Source organism: Rossellomorea vietnamensis, assembly GCF_008180615.1.
Classification (GTDB): Bacteria; Bacillota; Bacilli; order Bacillales; family Bacillaceae_B; genus Rossellomorea; species Rossellomorea vietnamensis_D.
The window spans coordinates 1-1,633 of the sequence record NZ_VTEH01000036.1; the positions used below are offsets into that span (position 1 = coordinate 1).

Sequence of the window (1,633 nt, forward strand, 5' to 3'; positions counted from 1 at the left end):
CTTTCCACTTTTCCTCATGCGAGGAAAAGAACTATCCGGTATTAGCCCCGGTTTCCCGGAGTTATCCCAGTCTTACAGGCAGGTTACCCACGTGTTACTCACCCGTCCGCCGCTGATTTCAGGGAGCAAGCTCCCATCAATCCGCTCGACTTGCATGTATTAGGCACGCCGCCAGCGTTCGTCCTGAGCCAGGATCAAACTCTCCGAAAGAAGTTTGACTTGCTCATTTGCTAATTAAAGTGTTAGCAACTTTGTAAGAACAGTGTTCTTACTAGATTAGCGTTGACGTTTTGTTTGTTGTTTTGTTCAGTTTTCAAGGTTCAATATACATCGCTCGGTTAGAGCAACTTTTATAGTTTAACATCGACTACTTGAGATGTCAACATCTTTTTCAAAAAAATATTATTTGTTTGAAAAAGATAAGTGGAGCCTAGCGGGATCGAACCGCTGACCTCCTGCGTGCAAAGCAGGCGCTCTCCCAGCTGAGCTAAGGCCCCGTATAAGAAAAGTGGTCGGGAAGACAGGATTTGAACCTGCGACCCCTTGGTCCCAAACCAAGTGCTCTACCAAGCTGAGCTACTCCCCGAAATAAATGGCGCGCCCGAGAGGAGTCGAACCCCTAACCTTTTGATCCGTAGTCAAACGCTCTATCCAATTGAGCTACGGGCGCAATATAAATGATCTGTATACCTGGAATAATATCTGGTGCCGAGGACCGGAATCGAACCGGTACGGTAGTCACCTACCGCAGGATTTTAAGTCCTGTGCGTCTGCCAGTTCCGCCACCCCGGCAAAGAAACTGTAATGGAGCGGAAGACGGGATTCGAACCCGCGACCCCCACCTTGGCAAGGTGGTGTTCTACCACTGAACTACTTCCGCAAATGGTGCGGGTGAAGGGACTTGAACCCCCACGCCTTGCGGCGCCAGATCCTAAGTCTGGTGCGTCTGCCAATTCCGCCACACCCGCATGTTATTTTTTTTGCTCCAGGCAAAAATATATGGTGAGCCATGAAGGATTCGAACCTTCGACCCTCTGATTAAAAGTCAGATGCTCTACCAACTGAGCTAATGGCTCGTGCTAATTAGAAAGTGGTGCCGGCAAGAGGACTTGAACCCCCAACCTACTGATTACAAGTCAGTTGCTCTACCAGTTGAGCTACACCGGCAAGTATGTTGTCTCTGAAGAAACAATTTACTAGGTGTTATCTATAATTTCAATCTTGTTTTATGGTAGATTTTTTCACTTTGCTGCGCTTTGTAAAAAAATCATGGTGGAGGATGACGGGATCGAACCGCCGACCCTCTGCTTGTAAGGCAGATGCTCTCCCAGCTGAGCTAATCCTCCGTTATAAAGCCTGGCGACGTCCTACTCTCACAGGGGGAGATCCCCCAACTACCATCGGCGCTGAAGAGCTTAACTTCCGTGTTCGGCATGGGAACGGGTGTGACCTCTTCGCCTTAGTCACCAGACATATTCAATTGAAAGAACATCGTTCTCTCAAAACTAGATAAAGTATTAGAAGAAAGAAGAAAGCATTCCGAGTTTCGCTGTTATTCGTGGTTAAGTCCTCGATCGATTAGTATCTGTCAGCTGCACGTGTCGCCACGCTTCCACCTCAGACCTATCTACCT

General features: G+C 48.1%; 9 tRNA genes and 2 rRNA genes. All 11 read right to left on the reverse strand.

Annotation, left to right across the window (positions count from 1 at the left end):
* Positions 1-210: ribosomal RNA gene (locus tag FZC79_RS22740) — 16S ribosomal RNA — on the reverse strand; the annotation flags it as partial.
* 214 nt (positions 211-424) lie between these two features.
* A tRNA-Ala gene (locus FZC79_RS22745) sits at positions 425-497 on the reverse strand.
* Positions 498-509: 12 nt separating this feature from the next.
* Positions 510-586, reverse strand: a tRNA-Pro gene (locus tag FZC79_RS22750).
* A 7-nt stretch (positions 587-593) separates the two neighbouring features.
* Positions 594-670: transfer RNA gene (locus FZC79_RS22755), tRNA-Arg, on the reverse strand.
* 33 nt (positions 671-703) lie between these two features.
* Positions 704-792: transfer RNA gene (locus tag FZC79_RS22760), tRNA-Leu, on the reverse strand.
* 13 nt (positions 793-805) lie between these two features.
* Positions 806-880, reverse strand: a tRNA-Gly gene (locus FZC79_RS22765).
* Between the two features lie 3 nt (positions 881-883).
* A tRNA-Leu gene (locus FZC79_RS22770) sits at positions 884-968 on the reverse strand.
* Positions 969-1,000: 32 nt separating this feature from the next.
* Positions 1,001-1,076 (reverse strand) — tRNA-Lys (locus FZC79_RS22775).
* Between the two features lie 15 nt (positions 1,077-1,091).
* Positions 1,092-1,167 (reverse strand) — tRNA-Thr (locus FZC79_RS22780).
* A gap of 103 nt (positions 1,168-1,270) precedes the next feature.
* Positions 1,271-1,346, reverse strand: a tRNA-Val gene (locus FZC79_RS22785).
* 8 nt (positions 1,347-1,354) lie between these two features.
* Positions 1,355-1,471: ribosomal RNA gene (gene rrf / locus FZC79_RS22790) — 5S ribosomal RNA — on the reverse strand.
* Positions 1,472-1,633 lie beyond the last annotated feature (162 nt).